Here is a 20803-nt window from a genome sequence, read left to right as displayed (position 1 = left end):
TGGATGAACGAACCCGCTTGCGCGGGATGGGTGGCAGCTTCGAGGGTTTCGGATTGAGACGAGCGCCCTGCGCTGATTGAGCGTCGCCCGGCCTGGGCGGACGATCGTGGCTCCCTTCATCCGAGTGGAGCCATCCCATGACCATCCTTGCCGTTCCCGCCGCTGCCGTCGGCTCGCTGCGTCAGCGCCTGACCGACGACATGACCTTGCGTCGGTTCTCCCGTGAGACGCAGCGCAACTACCTCCGCGATGTCGGGCGTCTGGCGACGTTCCTGCGGCGCTCGCCCGACACGGCGACCGTCGACGACCTGCGCCGTTTCCAGATCGCGCAGCAGGAGGTCGGCCTCGGGGGGCCGACGATGAATGCCATCGTCTCGGCCCTGCGCTTCTTCTTCGTCCATACGATCGACCGGCCCGATCTCGCTCGCAGGCTGGTCCGCCTCAACCATCCGCGCCCGCTGCCCGACGTTCTGAGCGCCGACGAGGTGCGCCGGCTGCTCGGCGCCACGGTCTGCCTCAAGCATCTGGCGGCCCTGTCGGTGGCCTATGGCGCGGGATTGCGCGTGGCCGAAGTCGCGGCGCTCAAGGTCGGCGACGTCGACTCGACGCGCATGCTCCTGCGGGTCGAGCGTGGCAAAGGCGGCCGCGACCGCAACGCGATGCTGTCCGCCGATCTTCTGGGTCTCCTGCGGCGCTGGTGGACCGAGGGACACCGCCAGGGCGTCCTGCATCGCGAGGGTTGGCTGTTTCCCGGACAGGACTGGGCCCGCCCGATCAGCACGCGCCAGCTTCACCGCATCGTGGTGGAGGCGGCCCGGTCGGCCGGGATCCCCAAGCGTGTCGGTCCCCATACCCTTCGCCATTCCTTCGCCATTCCTTCGCCACCCACCTCCTGGAGGACGGCGTCGATATCCGCGTCATCCAGGTGCTGCTGGGACACGCCCGGCTCGACACGACGGCGCTCTACGCCAAGGTCGCCACCCGGACGGTGCGGGCCGTGACGAGCCCACTCGACAGGCTCGCCCTGTTCCATACGGACGGCCCGGTACCGGCTTGAGGCGATGCGCGCCGCGATCGAGCTGGCCGACGTCTTCCGCGCCGCCGGCCCCGCCTATCGCGCCGATGGGGCCGGGCACCTGGACCTGGCTACGCGGAAGGTGATGGCGGCGATCGAGCAGTGCCGCACGGCCAGCCTCGGCGGGCATGTCGAGGGCTGCGACGCGTGCGGCCACCTGCGCGTCGCCTACAACGCCTGCCGTAACCGGCACTGCCCACGCTGCCAGGGCGCGGCGGCGCGGGACTGGCTCGCCGCGCGCGAGGCCGACCTCCTCCCGGTCGGCTACTTCCACGTCGTCTTCACCCTGCCCGCCGAGATCGCCGCCATCACCTTCCAGAACAAGGCCGCCGTCTACGATCTGCTGTTCCGGGCCGCGAGCGCGACCCTGACGCGGATCGCCGCCGACCCGAAGCATCTCGGTGCCCGCATCGGCTTCACCGCCGTGCTCCACACCTGGGGCTCGGCCATGACCCACCATCCCCATCTCCACATGATCGTGCCCGGCGGCGGCCTCTCGTCGGACGGGACCCAGTGGGTCGCGTCACGCCCGGCCTTCCTCCTGCCGGTGCGGGTGCTGGGCATGCTGTTCCGCCGCCTGTTCCTCGAAGGGCTCGCGGCCCTCCACGAGACCGGGACGCTCGCCTTCTTCGGCACCCTGGCCCCTCTCGCCGACGCCAGGGCCTTCGCCCGCGCGCTCGCCCCGGTGCGCGGTAAGCGCTGGGTCGTCTACGCCAAGCCGCCCTTCGCCGGACCGAAGGCCGTGCTCGCCTACCTGTCGCGCTACACCCACCGCGTGGCCATCTCCAGCCGACGCATCCTCGCCTTCGACGGAGCGAACGTCAGCTTCCGGGTCAAGGACTACCGGTGCGACGAGGACGGGCAGGCGCGGGTCATGACCCTGTCCGCCGGGGAGTTCATCCGGCGCTTCCTCCTCCATGTCCTGCCGCGCGGCTTCCACCGCATCCGGCACTACGGCTTCCTCACCGGCTCGAACCGGAAGGCCGGTCTGGCCCACATCCGCGCGATCCTCGGCACACCGGTCCCGCCGCGATCCACCGACCCTGAGCCGGACGCGCGAGACGCTGCCACCGACGTGCGAGGGCCTTGCCCCTGCTGCGGTGGTCCCATGAGGATCGTCGGCTCCTTCGCAGGCTGGTACCAACCGCGCGGGCCACCGTTCCGCCCCGCGCCGAACCGGGCGTGTACGCCATGACCCGGCATGGCCTGACAGCGCCAGCCATCCGAGGAGGCGCACCTCGGGGCACGCGGGCCACCGTTCCGCCCCGCGCCGAACCGGGCGTGTACGCCATGACCCGGCATGGCCTGACAGCGCCAGCCATCCGAGGAGGCGCACCTCGGGGCTCGCTTCTCCGCGTGCCGAACGCCGTGATGAGCCTCGCGAACACTGCCCCTCAACCCTCGGGCGCTTCGCAAAACGCCGGCTACCGGGCAATCCGGGACTGCGCAGGGACCCAGGCGGCGCCGTTCACGCGCCTTCCGTCCCACACTGGGGACGACGGTCTGCCAAAATCTCCATAGCTCGGCGTCCGCCATCCCGCGGGTTCGTTCCTCCACGACTTTCGTACGCCTCACGGCGCCCGAAACTCTTCAGGTTGCACGACATCGACCTCTTTTTGGCGACGCTGTGCCAAGCGGCCGGGCCGGTTTCCTTCTGACAGCCGATCCGCGAGTGCATCAATGGCGAGGCGGGACCGCAACGGCAGGTAGCGCGTCGCGGGCCAAACGGCGAAGCAATCCACCGTCGTACAAGGCCGGTCCGCCCAGATCTCGACGAGTTCGCCCGTCTGCACGCTGTCGCGGATCAGCCAGTGGGGAAGCCAGCAGAGCCCGAGGCCCGCGCGGGCCGCGTCCGCGATCACCTCGATGTCGTCGAAGCGCAGTCGGGCGGCAATGGCAACGGCCACGAGTGCGCCATCGGCATCGGGAAGCCGCCAGCCGTATTCTCGATCGCCGCACGCGTAGATCAGCGTGTCGTGGGCGGCCAGATCCGCAAGTACCTCGGGATATCCGCGCGCCGACAGGTAGCCGGGAGCGGCGCAAAGCACCCGGTGTTCCGTGCTCAGGCGACGGGCGCGCAACGACGTTCCGTTGCCCAGCGCGCCGAACCGAACCCCGATGTCGAAGCCTTCGGCGATGACGTCGATGACGCGGTCGTTGAAGCTCAGTTCGAGTTCGAGCTTCGGGTGCTCCTTGGCGTAATCGAGCAGGATCGGTGCGGCACGGCGCCGGCCGAAAAGAACCGGCATTGAGATGCGCAGCCGTCCTGCGACCTCGCGGCGGCCTGAGTCGAGGAGGGCCTCGCCGGTACGAAGTTCATCGACGGCGCGCTGGCAGTGTTCGTAGAATTGCTGGCCATCCTCCGTCAGGCTCTGGGCCCGGGTCGTCCGCTGGAACAGCCGGACGCCGAGGCGTTCTTCGAGGCGGGCGACGGATTTACCAATAGCGGAGCGTGACAGCGCTAGGCGATCCGCCGCACGGGCGAAACTACCGGCCTCGACCGCCTCGACGAAGATCTGCACACCGTCGAACCTGTCTCGCATTGTTGCCTCGGGCGCTTATGGTTGCGCTGGCTATTGTAGCATGTGAGGCAACAAAGAAGCGAACGATCCGGCCTGATGTCGCGTGAATATCTACGCTAGGAATTCCTCAGACGCAGCGTGCGGTCTGGGCCAGCGTGGCCCCGGTCAAACGACCGCCGCCGTCGGTCACGGCCTCTGCCGGTGACCCATCCTGGAGACGTTCATGGCCCCCCTTCAAAAGATCTTCCCGCTAACCGCCGATGTTCAGATCCCGGCCGTCGGCTTCGGCACCTATCTCATCGCGCCGGACCAGACCGCGGAAGCGGTCCGCACCGCGATCTCCCTCGGCTACCGGCACGTGGACACGGCTGCCGTCTACCAGAACGAGGAGGCCGTCGGCGCCGGCATGCACGCAGGTCTCCGTGACGCCGGGCTTCGCCGCGAGGACATGTTCGTGACCACGAAGCTGTGGCCCGGCGCCCGGGAGTTCGGCGAGGAGATCAAGTCGTACGAGGAGACGATCGCGGAGTGCGATGCGAGCCTGACGCGCCTGGGCCTCAAGGACGTCGACCTCTACCTCATCCACTCACCGCATACCGGCGCCGGCCGCCTGGACCAGTGGCGCGCGATGCTGGAGATCAAGCGCAGCGGCAAGGCCCGCAGCGTCGGCGTCAGCAACTTCAGCCGGAAGCACCTGGAGGAGATCGAGGCGGCAGGGCTGACCATGCCGGACGTCAACCAGATCGAGCTCCATCCCTGGTCGCAGAAGCCGGATTTGATCGCCTACATGCGCGAGAGAAACATCACGCCCATCGCCTACAGCAGTCTCGCCCCCCTCTCCACCTGGCGCATCGAGCCGGGACAGGACAGCGCCAAGACCGATGCGATGCGGGAGCCGGATGCGGTCTTCCAGACGATGGCCGCCAAGTACGGCGTGTCGGAAGCCCAGCTTCTCCTGCGTTGGGGCATCCAGAACGGGTATGCCGTCCTGCCCAAGAGCCTCAACCCCGAGCGCATGCGCCAGAACCTCGACCTTGACGGCTTCCGCATCGACGACGCGGACATGGCGACGATCCGCGATATGGATCGTGGCGATGGCCTGGCCTGGTCAATCGGCGATCCGGCCCACGTCGCCTGAGCGGGGCCGCCGGACTGACGCGCCGACGCGCGTGAGGTCGACAGTCACGCCCTCGTGAGACGACACGCAGCATGGATGGTCTCGTACCCTTCATGCTGCGCTCGGCCACGTCTTACCTGGCTGCACGAATTGGAGCACGGGATTGTTGAGACGGACGATCCCCAAAGCCGAGCGAGAGGCTGCTACTGAGGTGCGCTCGCGCCGGCCTGTACGACCGACTTGGGTCGCGAGCAGCCCTTGGGACAGTCGGCCGGGTTGGGTTCTGATCCTGAATTCGTTCGCGCTTGCACGCCGACGCGAACTGATCCAGGCCTCGTCGATGACGCACAGTATCGACGCAGAACCGGAGACCATGCGTGCAAAACCGGCTTAGGAGCTTTGGCGGAGACACGACCGCGACGGCCTGGGTCGATCTCGACAGCACCCCGATTCCCGGTGGGCGGGAGACCCTGCACCTGCGCCGCTGGGGCGAGGCCTACTCGATCCAGGTCGGCACGGCCGAACTGATGACCGACCAGGATCGCGGATCGGAGCAGGCGCTCGCCACCCTCCCGTGCGGGCGGCTGGCGGAGAGGCCGGCCCCGCGCATCCTCATCGGCGGCCTCGGCATGGGCTTCACCCTGCGGGCCGCCCTCGACGTGCTGGGCCCCCGGGCCGAAGTGGTGGTCGCCGAACTCGTGCCCGGCGTCGTCGCCTGGGCGCGGGGCATCCTCGCGCACCTGCACGGGGCCAGCCTCGACGACCCCCGGGTCAGACTCGTCGAAGCGGACGTGAACCGCCTGATCCAGTCGGGCCCGGCGCGGTACGACGCGATCCTCCTCGATGTCGACAACGGCCCGAAGGGCATGACCCGGCGCTCCAACGACCGGCTCTACGATGTCTGGGGGTTGAGGCGGGCGCATTATGCCCTGCGGCCCGGCGGCCTCCTGGCGGTGTGGTCGGGCAGCCCGGACCGCCGCTTCAAGGCGCGGCTAAAGCGCTGCGGCTTTTCCGTGGAAGAGATCCGCTTCCCCGCCCATCCGGGCGGCCGCCGCCACGTGCTGTGGATCGCCGCGCGGGTGGAGGCGGAGGCCGCTGCGTCCGTTCCCTGAAGCCGGCCCCGAGGTGTCGGCTCCGGGTATGGCCGCCGAGGAACCCCGGGCGGGCCCTCAGAACACGAAGTCGATGGCGGTGCGGTTCCGGACGCCGACCAGGTCGGTGGCGAAGTCCGCCCGGACATCGCCGTCCCGATCGCCCCCGATCAGCGTCGCGCATGAGCACCTCTGGCTCACGCGAACGTGCGGCTTGGCCGGAGGCGTTCGGCGGACGTCCGACACGGATGGGAACCGGAGACGCCTTGATTTTTGTTAAAGACGCCTGATTTCGCTGGCAGTGTCGGGTCGCGCAAGAGTTGCTTTCGCATGGGGGATCGCACGCCTCACGGCGCCGGCGACGGCCCGATCCGTCCGGTGGCGCCGGCCCTGCGCCGAGGGAAACGTTGATGAACGAGATGACGACGGACAAGACCAACACCGACTCGTACCCGATGGAGGGCAAGTGCCCGTTCGGAGGTGACCGCATCGGCGGGGCGCTCGGCACCCGTCCGGCCCTGGAGAACTGGTATCCGCACCGCCTGAGGGTCGAACTCCTGCATCAGAACGGGCTCGCGGCCGATCCGCTCGGGCCGGATTTCGATTATGCCGCCGCCTTCGGGAGCATCGACCTCGACGCCCTCAAGGGCGACATCAAGCAGTTCCTGACCTCGTCGGTGGCGTGGTGGCCGTCCGATTACGGCAATTACGGCCCGCAGATGGTCCGCATGGCCTGGCACTCGGCCGGCACCTACCGCATCGCGGACGGGCGCGGCGGTGCCGGCACCGGGATGCAGCGGTTCGCGCCGATCTCGAGCTGGTGGGACAACGGCAACACCGACAAGTCGCGTCGCCTGCTGCAGCCGATCAAGCACAAGTACGGCAACGCGCTGTCCTGGGCCGACTTGATGGTGCTCACCGGCAATTGCGCCCTGGAGATCATGGGTCTGCCGACCTACGGGTTCGCCGGCGGGCGCCTCGACGCCTGGGAGGCGGACAACGCCACCTACTGGGGGCCGGAGGTCGTCGAGATGGGTACGGTCTCGAGCTTCGACGAGATGGTCAACCGCGACCAGCGCTGGCGGGGCCGGAACGGCGACGCCGATTACGACCTGGAGAACCCCCTCGCCGCCTCCCACCAGGCGCTGATCTACGTGAACCCGGAAGGGCCCTACGCGAACGGCGACCCGCAGGGCTCGGCCAACGACATCCGGACGACGTTCACCCGCATGGCCATGAACGACGAGGAGACCGTGGCGCTCATCGCCGGCGGCCATGCCTTCGGCAAGAGCCACGGCATGACCCCCGCCAAGGAGATCGGACCGCCGCCCGAAATGGCGCCCATGGAGGCGATGGGCCTGGGCTGGAACAACCCGAAGGGCACCGGCTCGGGCAAGGACACCATGACCAACGGCATCGAGGGCAGCTGGACCCCCGATCCGACCCGGTGGGACAACGCCTACCTGGAGAACCTCTTCAAGTTCGACTGGGAGCAGACCAAGAGCCCGGCCGGCGCCCTGCAATGGACCCCGAAGGATCCGAACGCGCCGAAGACCCCCGACGCCCATGTCGCCGGACAGATGCATCCCCTGATGATGATGACCTCCGACATCGCCCTGAAGGTCGACCCGGCGTACCGCAAGGTCTGCGAGAAGTTCCTGGGCGACTTCGACGCCTTCACGCAGGCCTTCTCCAAGGCATGGTACAAGCTCACCCACCGCGACATGGGGCCCAGGCACCGCTACCTCGGCCCGGAGGCGACCCTCGAGGACGGCCTGCTGTGGCAGGACCCGATTCCGGAGGCCGCCTACAGCCCCATCGGCGAGCCCGAGATCGCCGCCCTGAAGCAGGCGATCCTGACCACGAACCTCTCGGTCTCGGACCTCGCCTTCACGGCCTTCTCGGCGGCCTCGACCTACCGCGACAGCGACAAGCGCGGGGGCGCCAACGGTGGCCGCCTCGCCCTGAGCCCCCAGAAGGATTGGGCGGTGAACCGCCGGGCCGCGCCGGTGGTCGAGGCGCTCCGCGGCGTCATGACCACGTTCAACGGCGGCCGCAGCGACGGCAAGCAGGTTTCGCTCGCCGACCTCATCGTGCTCGCCGGCTGCATCGCCGTGGAGAAGGCGGCCGGGGATGCCGGGGTCGCGACGCGGGTACCGTTCACGCCCGGCCGGGTCGACACCACGCAGGCGCTGACCGACATCGAGATGTTCACGTGGCTGAAGCCCGTCGTGGACGGCTTCCGCAACTACGTCGACGACGGGTTCGACGCGATGGCGCAGCGTTTGGCGCCAGAGGAGATGTTCCTCGACAAGGCCAACCTGCTGACGCTGACCGCCCCCGAATGGGTGGTGCTGACGGGCGGCCTGCGTGCTCTCAACGCCAATCACGACGGGTCGAACCGGGGCATCTTCACGGACCGGGTCGGCGTGCTGACGACGGACTTCTTCCGGACCCTGACCGACACGAACCTGGTCTGGGAGACGACGGACGCGGCCGGGACGGCCTTCACGCTCAAGGACCGCGAAACCCGCCAGGCGAAGTTCGAGGCGACGCGCAACGATCTCGTGTTCGGATCGAACGCGCAGCTGCGCAACATCGCCGATGCCTATGCGGGCAGCGACGGCCAGAGCCGGTTCGTGGCGGATTTCGTGGCGGTCTGGGACAAGGTGATGATGCTCGACCGGTACGACGTGAAGGGCCACCGGCGTTACGGGCCCATGGCTGCCTGAGGGAGGGCCGCCTGAGTGAAGGCCGCCTGACCGACGAACGGCCGGTAGACAGCCCGTCCCACCGTCCGGTGGGACGGGGGCACCGCGAGGGCGGCTCGGCGCAGGAGCGCCGTCCCCTCCGTCGGTGCGATCCGTCGGTGCGATCCGTCGGGGTCCCGCGCTCAGGCGAGGAGGAGGGCGTCCCCACCGGCGGGTCCGACGGCTGGATGCCCGGGGAAACGCCCGCTTCTCCGCACGGCCGTCCGAACGCAGCTCGGCCATACCCCACGCCACCCAGGCGAAGAGCGGACCGGCGGATGTCGACCCGACTTGGTCGTACGAATTGGCCTCGGGTCTGCTGGAAAGCGGACGTGGGTCCCGGTCAGCCCCGACCAAGCGGGTCGAGCGTGCCCGAATCCAGGTGTTCGAGAATACGCGTCAGCGCCACGCGATTGTTTTGATCGTCTGCGCTTTCGAGCGCATCCCGTAGCACCAGGCGGATATCTTCGGCTTCGACCTTCTCCATGTCCCAGTTCGGATAAAGACGTTCTCGCTCTTCCTCGCTCTGGCTCAGCGAAACGATGTCATAATGCCGCTTGTCACGATGCAGGATCGCGATCAGTTTCTGTATCTGGCCGGCTGGTCCTTCGATCCACTGGAAGAAGACGCCGCTGCCGAAAACCAGCACGCCGGTGATTCCGTGTGCAAGGTTGTTGCGCTGGGCCGCCTCGACGATGCGGGAGACTTCGGCATCGTCAACGTCTTCGGCGGCACGGCTACAGTAGACGAAATGATAGAGTGGAACGAGCGCATCTTCGTCAAAATTGACGCCGCGCGGGATGCCGTATTCGTCGAACATGGGTGATCTCGCTTCATCTATTCCGGGCAGACCAGGATGCGACTTGAACAGGGCCGGCGTCCGAATCCACCGAGCGGCATCGGTCCGATCCGCCGACCAGCCATTCATCCTTGTCCGATCCCCTAGCTGTTCATGAGGCGCACGATGCGTCGTCGCATTCAGGTTCAGCCGCGAGCCGCTCGAATATCCTGAGCGCTTGCAGAGAAGTCGCTTGATCGATCGCCCCTTTTGCGACTTCGGCTTGCGACCACATCCAAGATCGGGCCGGATCGTCACGCATGGCCCAGCGGGGGAACAATCGGTCCGCCACGGTGCAATAAGACAACCGCCTGATCTCCAAATGCCGGTCGTCCCTCAAGATCCGGGCATAGGTTGCATCTAGCGCGCCCGCCGAGCCCTCCAACAACTGCATGTAGACATCTGCCCTGCAGATGAGGGCGCCGGTGATCCCATCGCGGGCGTTGCATCGGCGCGATTGCGACAGGATGCCATTGAGCGTCGCTTGATCGAAGCCAAACGGGCGTGAGGCATAGATGAGCTGAACGACGGACATTGCTGCTGGATCCTATCGGGCCGTCGGATCGGTGGAGGTATCGACATTCGGTCGGTCGAAGGCTCGAAGGATGAGAAATCGCTGCGGTGATTGCAGGTTTCTCAGGGCCTTTTCGAGCGCTCGGAGCTTACAGACGAGAGCAGTCTCTGTGCGAGCAGCACGGCGGTTGCAGCATCGACCGCCGAGGCATCGGCACCGACCCGTTCGACATATTCGGGATGTTCGAGGAAGACGGGTCCCCCGACCATGACGCCGATCGACGGGTTGAGTGACGCCCGTCTCACCGCCTGGATCGAGGCCGCGAGTTGATCGAGATGGCTCTCCCGGCTCAGCGTCAGGCCCACCACGCCGAACGGCTCCGAACCGACGAGATCGGCGATCTCCTCGGGACTGGAGGCAAGGCCACTCGCCACATGCCAGCCGGCCTTGCGCATGAACTGCTCGACGATGGCCAAGCCGAAGGTGTGAAGTTCGCCTGGCGATCCCATCAGAAGGATACGGCGCTCGCTATCGTAGGGCGCGATGCCTCCGTCCATGCGATACGCGGCCAGCAGGAACTGGAGTTGGGCGAGGCCGGCCGTGACCTCGATGAAGTCGCACAGGTCGTCGTCCCACATGCGTCCCAGCAAGGCCGCCGAAGGTGCCAGCAGGTCGAGGAACAGGTCGTCGACGCAATAGCCCTTGGCCGTCAGGGCTGAGAAAGCGTTCATGACGGCCGTGACGTCGTGCCCGAGGATCAGATCCGTGAAGCCCGCGACCGTTTCCGTATCCAGCTTCGGTGGAACGTCCGACCGGACCTGCCTTTCGCCGCGTTCAAGCAGCATCAGCCGGGGGATGATGTCTGTCTGGACGATGCGGCCGAGCGCCAGGGTCCGCTGCCGTGCCTCGTCCACGGATCTTCGTCGTGCATAGTCCTCCCGAACATACGCCGCTTCGGCGATCCCCGCCGAAATGAGACCCGCCCACTCCCGATGGGTCGACCCTGGATCCAGCATTGCCTCATCCCCATGGTCCGGGGTTCAAGTCCCCGTTTGTTATTGACCGTCGTCCGGCGAGTACGGAGAGCAACAGAGACGCAAATGCGGGCGTTGTAAAGGCGGCGGATTTCCGACCCCGCTCGGCCGATATCAGCGGTTCACGGCGGGCAGATCATACGACCCAACTCGCCGAGAGACAGGTCGTCGAACGTCCGTCTCTCGTCGAGTGCAGCCTGGAGGGGACCGACCGCTTCCCACCCGACCCAGTCGCAGAGCGGCCAGCCAGCCCCCGACCCGACTTTGCCGGATAAGCCGCTCTCCGCCATCCGCCGGAAGCGGTCGTGCGTCGATCGGTGAGGGGGGCAGCGGCGCCACATCGGCGGGCCTTCGCCCGTGAGCGGGAGAGGGGCCGCCTTTGCTGAAAGGGTGAGCCCCGATGCGGGCGGCCCCGATCTCGTCGGGTCGACACCGTCCGCTCGTCCGGGGTCGAGATCCGACTCCGCGGCGTCCTGGTGGATGACCTGAAACTTCGCGCCGACCCGTTCCGTACCGACGCGAGAGGATAGGATCGCGCCCAGGCAAAAGCCTTGATGTGAGCGCGGGATGACTCTTGCAAGATCATCAGAGTATCGGAAAGTAATTCTTCGTTCTTTCGGGAACAACGATACAATCATGCTGTTGTCTCGTGGGTTGGATAAGATGTTCACCTCCACAGGAGATCACACATGAAGACGTTCACCCTTGCGCTGACCGCCTTGACTGCCCTCGGCGGCATCGCCCTCGCCGCCGGTTCGGCCACGGCCGCCCCGATGTCCGTCAACGGCCTTCAGTCCGAGAGCGGCGTCACCCAGGTCCGCATGGACCGCAGTGAGCGGATGATGATGAAGAAGCGCATGATGCGGAAGAACATGATGAAGCGCCGCATGATGAAGAACCGGATGATGAACCGCGGCATGTGATCTCGAATACGCGACGCTTTCGGAGGTCCCGACGCAGGGGCCTCCACCCCGACGGCCACGACTTCGAAGAAGACCGTTTGGCTCGCAACCGACCCGCTCTACGTCCGGGATCGGCGACGTCGAGCGTCGCCGAAGGATGTACAGGCATCCCGTGGTCGTCCGCATCACGCAGTGGGTCGATGCGGTGTGCCTCCTGGCCCTGCGCACGAGCGGCCTCCGGATCTTCAACGCTCACCCGGCCCTGTACTGGGGCAACGTCTCGACCTTCGACAGCCAGATCACCCGACGAGGTCCTACGGCGAGCCGGCCGGGGGCGCCCGACCGTGCCGTGGAAACCGGCCGATCCGATAGCCGGGAGACACGTTCCGCGCGCATCCGGCTTCGATCCGAGCCGCCCCCTATGACGAAGCGGCGCGTCTGCGCCGGGACGAGGCGGCCGGGCGGAATGACCGCGTCGACGAGGCGGTGGGCGAGCCGTTCCGGCGGTTCCACGTGCAGTCGAAGGGCCTTGGGAGAGGGACGCCGTTTCGACCCGAGAGGGCCAAGCCCGGCGCCTCGCCGGTCGGCTCTCAGGCCAGTCGGCGATACGGCCCGTGCGCTCACGGCCAGCCGCGATGCCCCCGCCCGGAGGCGCGGGATGCGCCAGGTTTCCGCCGCGCGCAGCCATCCAGGCCCGTCGGGAGACGGCAGCGCCCGGCCCGGCGAAGCCGCCCGGCCGAAGCATTCCACGTCTCTCCGGCCGCGAACGATTCCTGGCCCGAGCACGGCAAGGCGGCGCGATGGCCGGCCGTGACGCTCAGTAGCTGTAGCCGCGCTGGTTGTAGCCGCCGCCGCGCTGCTGGACGCGGGAGCCGTAGTCGATCTCCCGCTCGCGCCGGGCCTTGCGGTTGGCGAGATAGCGCCCGCCGAGACAGCCCGCCACGGCACCGACGACGCCGCGCTCGGCGAGGTAATGGCCGGCGAGGCCGCCGATGATCGCGCCCTTGATGCAGCCCTTGGCCTCGGCCGCGCCGGCGCTCACCAGGGTGGCGAGGGCGACGGCCGACAGGGTCGAAACGATCCGCATGGTGATCCTCCACGATTGCGGAGGATGAAACACCGTCACGCTCCACCCCGTTCCGGGACGCCGCTCACTTCGTTCACGCCGCAATGCGGCCCGTCGACAAACTCAGAAAGGGGTCAGGCCGCGACGCGGCCTGCGAGAAGTCAAATCGGGGTCAGGCCGCGACGCGGCCTTCCAGGGGGAACACCTTGGCGGGGTTCATGAGCCAGCCGGGGTCGAACACGTTCTTCACCCGCATCTGCTGGTCGAGATCGGCTTGTCCGTACTGGAAGCGCATGAGCTCGCGCTTCTCGATGCCGACGCCGTGTTCCCCCGTGAGGCAGCCGCCGACCTCGACGCAGAGCTTGAGGATGGCGTCGCCCGCGGCCTCGGCCTTCTGGAGTTCGCCCGGCTTGTTGATGTCGAACAGGATCAAGGGGTGCAGGTTGCCGTCGCCGGCATGGAACACGTTGGCGACCCGCAGGCCGTGGCCGGCGCAGATGGCGCCGATGCGCTCGAGCACCAGGGGCAGCTGGCCGGTGGGAATGGTGCCGTCCATGCAGATGTAGTCGGAGATGCGGCCCGTGGCACCGAAGGCGGACTTGCGGCCCTTCCAGATGGCGGCGGACTCGCCCTCCGACTTCGACACCCGCAGGCTCGTCGGGCGGAAATCCTCCGCGATGGCGACGATGCGGGCGAGCATGGCCTCGCACTCGGCGTCCGAGCCCTCGACCTCGATGATCAGCATGGCCTCGGCGTCGCGCGGGTAACCAGCCTGGGCGAAATCCTCCGTGATGAGGATCGCCTCGCGGTCCATGTACTCCATCGCCACCGGGATGATGCCGGCGGCGATGATGGCGGCGGTGCAGGCGCCCGCATCCTCCACGGAGGCGAAGCCCAGAAGCGCCGGGCGCGCGCCCTCGGCACCGCGCAGGATGCGGACGGTGGCCTCCGTGACGATGCCGAGCTGCCCTTCCGAGCCGCAGACGAGGCCGAGCAGGTCGTAGCCGCCGGAATCGAGGTGCTCGCCGCCGATCTCCACCACGGTGCCGTCGTTCATCACCAGGGTGACGCCGAGAAGGTTGTTGGTGGTGACCCCGTATTTGAGGCAATGCGCCCCGCCGGAATTCATCGCGATGTTGCCCGCGATGGTGCAGGCGAGCTGGCTCGACGGGTCGGGGGCGTAGAAGAAGCCCTCGTGGGAGACCGCCCCCGAGATGGCCAGGTTGGTGATGCCGGATTCCACCCGCGCCGTGCGGTTCTCGTAGCTGATGTCGAGGATGCGGTTCATCTTGGCCACCCCGAGGATGATGGCGTCCTCCTGGGCGATGGCACCGCCGGCGAGCGAGGTGCCGGCGCCGCGCGGCACCACCCGCACGCCGTTGGCGTGGCAATACGCCATCACGGCCGAGACCTCCGCGGTGGTGGAGGGCAGGACCACGGCGAGCGGCATCTTGCGATAGGCCGTCAGCCCGTCGGTCTCGAAGGCGCGGCGCTCGTCCTCGGTGGTCACCAGGGCCTCGGCCGCCACCAGGGGGCGCAGCCCTTCGATGATCGCGTCGCGGCGGGCGACGATGCCGGCATCCGGCACGGGAAAGGCGATGGTCATCTCGGGTCCTTCGGGCGTTCCTCGGGGACGGTCGGCGCCGGGTCTTCAGCCCACGCTCAGCTTGGACGGCGTAGACCGGCGATGCGGTCGCAGCAGTCTTCGAGGGACGACGCTACAGCCAAAGCCGCGCCCTTCCCAGGGGCTTCGCGCCGGGGTCGGGGACGGGTCGACGGCGCCGGCCCGGCGAAGCTTCGTTTCGCCGCAGACGCCATCGGACGGACTGGAACGTTTTTACCCTCGATCTGTTCTAAAGGACCAAGCTCTGCCATAAGCCGGGGTGGCCCAAAACCGCCCCTCAGGAGGAAACAAGAATGCGTCATCTCATCCTCGGCGTCGCCCTCGCGCTCGTGCTCCCTCTCTCCGCCCACGCCGAAGGCGATGCGGCCGCCGGCGAGAAGGCGTTCGCCCCCTGCAAGGCCTGCCACAACTTCGAGAAGAACGGCGTCGGCCCGACCCTGAAGGGTGTCGTCGGCGCGAAGGCCGGCGAAGGTGCCGACGGCTACGCCTTCTCGGCGGCCATGAAGGGCTCCGGCATCACCTGGGACGAAGCCAACCTGCACGAGTGGCTGACCGACCCGAAGAAGAAGATCCCCGGCACCAAGATGGTCTTCCCCGGCGTCAAGGACCCGAAGAAGGTCGACGACATCATCGCCTACCTCAAGACCAAGTCCTGATCCGAGACCAAGTCCTGATCCGAGACCAAATCCAAATCCCGAGCCCGGCCCGCCACCGGCGGGTCGGTTCGCCGAGGCAGATCGTCAGGAAGCCGTCCCCGCTCCCGCGGGGGCGGCTTTTCCTTTGCCGGCCCGCGTCTCGGGTCGCGCCCGGCCGGGGGCGGCGGACGTTCCCTCGCCTTCGCCCAGGCGCTCGTGCAGGGCGCCGCGCAGGGTCACCAGGACGTCGAGGAGCGCCCGGCGCCCATCGAGATCGAGGCCGGTGAGGCCGCCGGCCTCGTGCGGCACGCAGTCCATCCGGCCCTTCAGGTCCCGACCCTTCTCCGTGAGGAAGATGCTCACCTGGCGCTCGTCGGCCCGGTCGCGGGCGCGGCGGACATGGCCCGACGCCTCCAGGCGCTTGAGCAGCGGCGTCAGGGTGCCCGAATCGAGGAACAGACGGGTGCCGATCTCCTTGACCGTCACGCCCTCCTGCTCCCACAGCACGAGGAGCACGAGGTATTGCGGGTAGGTCAGGTCGTGGGCGGCGAGGAGCGCGCGGTAAGCCCGGCCGAAGGCGTGCGCCGCCGCGTAGACGGCAAAGCACAATTGCCCGTCGAGGCTCTGCGCCGCGGACGGGGCCGCCGGGACTTCTAGAGAGAGCGGGGCATCCTCTCGGCCGGACATGCGGCGACTTTCCATTTCCATGCGTGACCCATCGCACCGTTCGAGGGGACGGAACCGGTTCCCGGTGCCGCCCTTTCCCCAGGGCGCGACGAACGCCCATCTTAGGCGGAACTCATATTGCGCACAATCGACCGTCGCGGCACCGCAACCGGGTTGCGCGCAATCGATATTTGTGCGACATGAAAACTAGATTGCGCGCAATCGAATTGGCGCGCCGTCACGGCCATCAGCCCAACGAGGAGACCGATCATGCAGGCACTCTACACCGCACGCGCCCACGCCACCGGCGGCCGCGAGGGCTCCGCCGCCAGCGACAACGGGGCCGTCGACGTGACGCTCACCACCCCGAAGGAACTCGGCGGCAACGGTGCCCCCGGCGCCAATCCGGAGCAGCTCTTCGCCGCCGGCTACGCCGCCTGCTTCCTCGGCGCGATCAAGTTCGTGGCCGCCCAGGACAAGGTGAAGATCGCCGAGGATTCGAAGGTCGAGTCCACCGTCGGCATCGGCAAGCGCGACGACGGCACGGGCTTCGGCCTCGTGGTCACCCTCAAGGCGACCCTGCCGGGCGTCGACCCAGCCGTGGCGCAGGATCTCGTGAAGCGCGCCGACGTGGTGTGCCCGTACTCGCACGCCACCCGCGGCAACATCCAGGTCGACATCTCGGCCGCCTGATCCCGTCCCCGCGGACGGACCCGGCGATGCCATGCGGCCCCCTCGGACCTTCCGAGGGGGCCGCCGTCGTGTCCGGAACCCCGGTCAGCCGGCGAAGACGTGCCCGGCGAGGATGCGCAGGCCGACGGGGCGGCCGGCGGGCAGGCGGGCGGTGTCGGAGGCCTCCACCACCACGGTCTTGCCCTCGGGGCGGTCGACCTCGATGCGCTGGCGGCCCTGGCTGCGGTAGGACGAGCGCACGGTGCCGTGCAGGTGCGCCTCGTGGCTTTCCGCGAACTGGAGCTGCCAGGGACGGGCGTAGAGCTTGACCGGGCCGACGAGGCCGGGGGGCGCCGCCACGGGGGTGAGCCGGCCGTCGACCCGGACCTGGCCGCCCTGGGCGATGGCCTCGACCTCGATGGTGTCGCCGAGGAACTTCAGGACGGTGGCCGAGACCGGCGCCTCCTGCACCTCGTCGGGCGTCCCGATCTGCTCCAGGCGCCCTCGCGATAGGACAGCGACCCGGTCGGAGAGTTCGAGGGCCTCGTCCTGATCGTGGGTGACGAAGATCGTGGTCTGGCCGGTGCGGTCGTGGATCTCGCGCAGCCAGCGCCGCAGATCTTTTCGGACTTGCGCGTCGAGGGCGCCGAACGGCTCGTCGAGGAGCAGCACCCGGGGCTCGACGGCGAGCGCCCGGGCGAGCGCGATGCGCTGGCGCTGGCCGCCCGAGAGCTGGGAGGGATAGCGGTCGGCGAAGCCTGACAGCTTGATGAGATCGAGGAGATCGCCGACGCGGCGCTTGATCTCGACTTTGCTGGGTCGGTCGGCGCGTTTCCGAGCATTCAGCCCGTAGGCGATGTTGTCGGCGACGCTCATGTGCTTGAACAGGGCGTAGTGCTGGAACACGAAGCCGACGGCCCGCTGCTGCACGGGGAGCCGCGTCGCGTCCTCGGCGCCGAACACGATGCGGCCGCGGTCGGGGAAGTCGAGGCCCGCGATGATGCGCAGCAGCGTGGTCTTGCCCGAGCCCGAGGGCCCGAGGAGCGCCAACAATTCGCCCGCCCGCACGTCGAGGGAGAGGTCATGCAGGACCGCGGCCGTGTCGAAGGTCTTCGACAGGTTCTCGACCCGGATGGCGGTGGAGCCCTTCACCGGTTCAGTGCCGGCGGCCGGACGCCGCGATGTCGCCGGCGTAGCGCCATTCGAGGAGGGATTTGAGGCCGAGGGTGACAAGAGCGAGACCGGCAAGGAGGGAGGCGACGGCGAAAGAGGCAACGAAGTTGTACTCATTGTAGAGGATCTCCACGTGGAGCGGCAGCGTGTTGGTGAGGCCCCGGATGTGGCCCGAGACCACCGAGACTGCGCCGAATTCACCCATCGCGCGGGCGTTGCAGAGGAGCACGCTGTAGAGGAGCCCCCAGCGGATGTTGGGCAGCGTCACCGTCCGGAAGGCGTGCCAGCCGGACGCGCCCAGGGTCAACGCGGCCTCCTCCTCGGCGGTGCCCTGCTCCTGCATGAGCGGGATGAGCTGGCGGGCGACGAACGGGAAGGTGACGAAGATCGTCGCCAGCACGATGCCGGGGATCGCGAAGATGATCTGGATGTCGTGCTCGATCAGCCACGGCCCGATCAGCCCCTGGGAGCCGAAGACGAGGACGTAGATCAGCCCCGAGACCACCGGCGAGACCGAGAACGGCAGGTCGATGAGGGTGATGAGCAGGTTCTTGCCCCGAAACTCGAACTTGGCGATGGCCCACGAGGCCACGACGCCGAAGACGAGGTTGAACGGCACGGCGATGGCGGCCGTGATCAGGGTCAGGCGGATGGCCGCGTGGGCGTCGGCCTCGTGGAAGGCGGCCAGATAGGCGTCCCAGCCCTTTGCGAAGGCCTGGACGAACACCGTCGCCAGGGGCAGCACCAGGAACAGGGCGAGGAAGACGATCGCCACGGCGATGAGGAGGCCGCGCACGAGGCCGCCCTCGGTGACGACGCTGGCCGGCTGCTGCCTCGGCAGGTCGGTTGCGATCTCAGACATAGCCGAATCTCCTGCGGCTCCAGGCCTGGATGAGGTTGATGGCGAGCAGGGTCACGAACGAGATGCCGAGCATGATCGTCGCGATGGCGCAGGCGCCGCCGTAATCGAATTCCGAGAGCTTGATGACGATGAGGAGCGGCGCGATCTCGGAGACGTAGGGCAGGTTGCCGGCGATGAAGATGATCGAGCCGTACTCGCCGACGCCCCGCGCGAAGGCGAGCGCGAAGCCCGTGAGCACCGCGGGGATCAGGGGCGGCAGCACCACCCGGGTCAGGGTGTGGAAGCGGCCCGCCCCGAGGGTGGCCGAGGCCTCCTCGATCTCCTTGTCGATCTCGACGATGAGGGGCTGCACCGTCCGCACGGCGAACGGCAGGCCGATGAACACCATGGCGATGTAGATGCCCACCGGGGTGTAGGCGGCCTGGATGCCGAGCTTCGCCAGTTGCTCGCCGACGAGGCCGTTCGGCGCATAGAGGGAGGCCAGCGCGATGCCCGCGACGGCGGTGGGCAGGGCGAAGGGCAGGTCCACCACCGCGTCGACGAGCCTGCGGCCGGGAAAGTCGTAGCGCGTCAGCACCCAGGCGACGAGGAAGCCGAAGAGCGAGGCGGTGAGCGCCGCCAGGGCCGAGATGCCGAAGCTGACGCGGAGCGCCGAGGCCACGCGCGGATCGGTGGCGACCTCCCAGATCCCCGAGAGCCCGAGCCCGGAGGCGCGCACCACCAGGGCGGCCAGCGGCAGCAGCACGATGAGGCTGAGGCAGGTGAGGGTGTAGCCCAGCGTCAGGCCGAAGCCGGGAATGACGCTCGGTTGGCGGAAGCGCCGTCGCGGGCGGAGGGGTGGGGAGGCCATGGGCTCGTCCGGGCGTCTCGAGAGGTCTCCTCCCCGGCGGGCGGGGAGGAGGGGCCCCTGTTCAGGCCAGGCCCGTTGGGCGAAGCCGGTTCAGGGAAGAAGGAGCGGTTACCGCCCGGCCTTGCTCAGCTGGTCGAACAGGCCGCCGTTGTCGAAGTTCTTCTTCTGGATATCGTCCCAGTTGCCCTGCAGATCCTCGATCTTGAACAGCTTCAGCTCGGGCAGCTCTGCGAGATGCTCGGGCTTGGCGGCGGCGCGGTTGAGGGGCCGGTAATGGTGCTTGGCGAAGATCGCCTGGGCGGCATCCGAGTAGAGGAACTGCAGGTAAGCTTCCGCCTGCTTGCGGGTTCCCTTCTTGTCGACGTTGGCGTCCACGAGGGCGACGGGCGGCTCGGCGTAGATCGAGGTCGGCGGCACCACCACGTCGAACTTGTCGCGGCCGAATTCCTCGAACACGAGGTAGGCCTCGTTCTCCCAGGTCGGCAGCACGTCGCCGAGGCCGCGCTGGGCGAAGGTCACCGTGGAGCCGCGGGCGCCCGTGTCGAGGACGGGGACGTTCTTGTAGAGCTCGCCCACGAAGGCGTTGGCCTTGTCGACGTCCTTGCCGTCCTTCTCGTAGGCGTAGCCCCAGGCAGCGAGGAAGTTCCAGCGGCCGCCGGCCGAGGTCTTCGGGTTGGGGGTGATGACCTTGACGTCGGGCTTGACGAGGTCGCCCCAGTCCTTGACGCCCTTCGGATTGCCCTTGCGCACGAGGAACACCACCGTCGAGGTGTAGGGCAGGCCGGCATTGGGCAGCTTCGTGCGCCAGTCGGCGGGAATCTTCTTCGACAGCCGGGAAATGGCATCGATGTCGGAGGGGATGCCGAGGGTCACCACGTCGGCCGGGATGCCGTCGATCACCGTGCGGGCCTGGGAGCCGGAGCCGCCATGCGAGGCGCGCACGGTCACGGTCTCGCCGGTCTTGGCCTTCCAGTCGGCACTGAACGCGGCGTTGATGTCCTTGTAGAGCTCGCGGGTCGGGTCGTAGGAGACGTTGAGCAATTCGCTGTCGGCGCGAGCGGGTCCCGCCGGGGAGACAGGTCCCGTCAGGAAGACGGGCCCGGCCAGCAGCAGGGCGGTGGCGAGGCAGGCGGACAGAGCCAGGCTTCGGCGGCTTCGGGTCTGGTGGGTCTCGCTCGACATCTGTCGCCTCTTGATAACGGGCCGTTCTGGATCCCGGAGCCGATCACGGGTCGTCCGGTCCACGGCAAGGTTTTCGTTCTATATAACGAACGATGTCAACCGGCCTGCCCGTACCGTTTCCCGGGGACAAGGCTCCGGGAGATGGGAATTCCCATGTTTGGGTCAAGCTTCGGGGGAGACGGAAAAGGTCGTTTTCCGCACACCGGCATCGGGAGCAAGTTCGTTCTCCG

18 protein-coding genes and 1 pseudogene are annotated in these 20803 nt (G+C 68.0%); 8 read left to right on the top strand and 11 right to left on the bottom strand.

The genetic code is table 11. The features are described from left to right. Positions 1-137 precede the first annotated feature (137 nt). Together ASF25_RS18555 and ASF25_RS18550 are read left to right on the top strand one after the other, a co-directional pair. A pseudogene (locus tag ASF25_RS18555) lies at positions 138-1057 on the top strand (tyrosine-type recombinase/integrase). A 4-nt stretch (positions 1058-1061) separates the two neighbouring features. Continuing rightward, positions 1062-2270 carry an IS91 family transposase gene (locus ASF25_RS18550; protein ID WP_056306376.1) on the top strand — a complete coding sequence of 403 codons (1209 nt, stop codon included), beginning with the start codon at positions 1062-1064 and terminating at the stop codon, positions 2268-2270. Between the two features lie 376 nt (positions 2271-2646). On the opposite strand, the gene ASF25_RS18545 is transcribed toward ASF25_RS18550, so the two are convergent. Beyond that, positions 2647-3618, bottom strand: coding sequence for a LysR substrate-binding domain-containing protein (locus tag ASF25_RS18545; RefSeq protein WP_082502914.1), 972 nt, complete (start codon positions 3616-3618; stop codon positions 2647-2649). Positions 3619-3820: 202 nt separating this feature from the next. Between ASF25_RS18545 and ASF25_RS18540 the strand changes: the two genes are divergently transcribed. The 3 genes from ASF25_RS18540 (at position 3821) to katG (ending at position 8537) form a co-directional block, all read left to right on the top strand. Continuing rightward, complete coding sequence (locus ASF25_RS18540; protein WP_056306374.1) at positions 3821-4735, top strand: aldo/keto reductase; 915 nt, start codon at positions 3821-3823, stop codon at positions 4733-4735. A 428-nt stretch (positions 4736-5163) separates the two neighbouring features. Beyond that, complete coding sequence (locus ASF25_RS18535; protein ID WP_056306402.1) at positions 5164-5826, top strand: hypothetical protein; 663 nt, start codon at positions 5164-5166, stop codon at positions 5824-5826. Positions 5827-6215: 389 nt separating this feature from the next. Then, positions 6216-8537, top strand: coding sequence for a catalase/peroxidase HPI (gene katG, locus ASF25_RS18530; RefSeq protein WP_056306372.1), 2322 nt, complete (start codon positions 6216-6218; stop codon positions 8535-8537). A 361-nt stretch (positions 8538-8898) separates the two neighbouring features. On the opposite strand, the gene ASF25_RS18525 is transcribed toward katG, so the two are convergent. The 3 genes from ASF25_RS18525 to ASF25_RS18515 form a co-directional block, all read right to left on the bottom strand. After that, on the bottom strand, positions 8899-9375 hold the full coding sequence (locus ASF25_RS18525; protein ID WP_056306370.1) for a BLUF domain-containing protein: 477 nt from the start codon (positions 9373-9375) through the stop codon (positions 8899-8901). Positions 9376-9505: 130 nt separating this feature from the next. Then, the gene (locus tag ASF25_RS18520) at positions 9506-9928 is read right to left on the bottom strand and encodes a BLUF domain-containing protein (RefSeq protein ID WP_056306368.1); all 423 of its coding nucleotides are present in this window, start codon (positions 9926-9928) and stop codon (positions 9506-9508) included. A 101-nt stretch (positions 9929-10029) separates the two neighbouring features. Beyond that, positions 10030-10923 carry a cobalamin B12-binding domain-containing protein gene (locus ASF25_RS18515; RefSeq protein ID WP_056306366.1) on the bottom strand — a complete coding sequence of 298 codons (894 nt, stop codon included), beginning with the start codon at positions 10921-10923 and terminating at the stop codon, positions 10030-10032. Positions 10924-11630: 707 nt separating this feature from the next. On the opposite strand from ASF25_RS18515, the gene ASF25_RS18510 reads away from it, so the two are divergent. After that, the gene (locus ASF25_RS18510) at positions 11631-11864 is read left to right on the top strand and encodes a hypothetical protein (protein WP_056172298.1); all 234 of its coding nucleotides are present in this window, start codon (positions 11631-11633) and stop codon (positions 11862-11864) included. Between the two features lie 796 nt (positions 11865-12660). Here ASF25_RS18510 and ASF25_RS18505 read toward each other — a convergent pair. Next, positions 12661-12930, bottom strand: a complete 270-nt coding sequence (locus ASF25_RS18505; RefSeq protein WP_056306363.1) for a hypothetical protein — start codon at positions 12928-12930, stop codon at positions 12661-12663. A 151-nt stretch (positions 12931-13081) separates the two neighbouring features. Then, positions 13082-14515, bottom strand: a complete 1434-nt coding sequence (locus tag ASF25_RS18500; RefSeq protein WP_056172303.1) for an FAD-linked oxidase C-terminal domain-containing protein — start codon at positions 14513-14515, stop codon at positions 13082-13084. Between the two features lie 311 nt (positions 14516-14826). Here ASF25_RS18500 and ASF25_RS18495 point away from each other — a divergent pair, with 311 nt between their 5' ends. After that, a complete protein-coding gene (locus ASF25_RS18495) occupies positions 14827-15189 on the top strand; it encodes a cytochrome c family protein (RefSeq protein ID WP_056089739.1) in 363 nt (120 codons plus the stop codon). An 84-nt stretch (positions 15190-15273) separates the two neighbouring features. Here ASF25_RS18495 and ASF25_RS23940 read toward each other — a convergent pair whose 3' ends face one another. Then, the gene (locus ASF25_RS23940; protein ID WP_280137360.1) at positions 15274-15855 is read right to left on the bottom strand and encodes a MarR family transcriptional regulator; all 582 of its coding nucleotides are present in this window, start codon (positions 15853-15855) and stop codon (positions 15274-15276) included. Positions 15856-16104: 249 nt separating this feature from the next. Here ASF25_RS23940 and ASF25_RS18485 point away from each other — a divergent pair, with 249 nt between their 5' ends. Next, positions 16105-16527, top strand: coding sequence for an organic hydroperoxide resistance protein (locus ASF25_RS18485; protein WP_056172306.1), 423 nt, complete (start codon positions 16105-16107; stop codon positions 16525-16527). A gap of 84 nt (positions 16528-16611) precedes the next feature. Here the strand turns inward: ASF25_RS18485 and ASF25_RS18480 are convergent, their stop codons facing one another. The 4 genes from ASF25_RS18480 to ASF25_RS18465 form a co-directional block, all read right to left on the bottom strand. Further along, a complete protein-coding gene (locus ASF25_RS18480; protein WP_056172309.1) occupies positions 16612-17658 on the bottom strand; it encodes a sulfate/molybdate ABC transporter ATP-binding protein in 1047 nt (348 codons plus the stop codon). 4 nt (positions 17659-17662) lie between these two features. Further along, a complete protein-coding gene (gene cysW, locus ASF25_RS18475) occupies positions 17663-18541 on the bottom strand; it encodes a sulfate ABC transporter permease subunit CysW (protein ID WP_056266621.1) in 879 nt (292 codons plus the stop codon). Continuing rightward, positions 18534-19391 (bottom strand): sulfate ABC transporter permease subunit CysT, encoded by an 858-nt coding sequence (gene cysT / locus ASF25_RS18470; RefSeq protein ID WP_056172313.1) that lies wholly within the window; start codon positions 19389-19391, stop codon positions 18534-18536. Before cysT ends, cysW begins: the two co-directional genes overlap by 8 nt. Before the next feature lie 108 nt (positions 19392-19499). After that, positions 19500-20573 (bottom strand): sulfate ABC transporter substrate-binding protein, encoded by a 1074-nt coding sequence (locus ASF25_RS18465; RefSeq protein ID WP_056172316.1) that lies wholly within the window; start codon positions 20571-20573, stop codon positions 19500-19502. Between the last annotated feature and the right edge of the window lie 230 nt (positions 20574-20803).

The sequence above is a fragment of the Methylobacterium sp. Leaf100 genome (assembly GCF_001422845.1).
Lineage (GTDB): Bacteria > Pseudomonadota > Alphaproteobacteria > Rhizobiales > Beijerinckiaceae > Methylobacterium.
The sequence above is the reverse complement of the archived record's forward strand: the minus strand, read 5'-3'. Positions and strand labels throughout refer to the sequence as shown.